This window comes from Paracoccus bogoriensis (assembly GCF_019431455.1).
Lineage (GTDB): Bacteria > Pseudomonadota > Alphaproteobacteria > Rhodobacterales > Rhodobacteraceae > Paracoccus > Paracoccus bogoriensis.
Genome location: NZ_JAHYSR010000077.1, coordinates 1 through 300, shown reverse-complemented (window position 1 = coordinate 300; position 300 = coordinate 1). Strand labels below are relative to the sequence as shown.

1 protein-coding gene is annotated in these 300 nt (G+C 63.7%); it reads left to right on the top strand.

All coding sequences use genetic code 11. From position 1 onward, the window contains the following. Positions 1 to 20: 20 nt before the first annotated feature. On the top strand, positions 21 to 300 hold a 280-nt coding region (locus KY389_RS15125), incomplete at its 3' end, for an IS3 family transposase (protein ID WP_219831794.1).

Below are 300 nucleotides of genomic sequence, written 5' to 3'. Positions count from 1 at the left end.
ACCGCAGCGGCCGCCTAACCATGAGCCCGGCAACGCTGCCCCGACCCGATTTCAACATTCATCGGGACATCCCCGACCGCCACGCACGGCTCAGAGAGCGCCTGATCACCTTGTCAGGCAAGCACGGGAGGTATGGCTATCGCATGCTGCATGCAAAACTGGTCCGTGAGGGGTTCAGGGTGAACGTAAAAGTCGTCGAGCGGATTTACCGCGAAGAACGGCCGTGGCTGCGGCGCACCAAGCGCAAGAAGATCCCGCGCGAGGGCCGTGAAGGGGCCTGGTGCCCGATTGCGCCCAAGC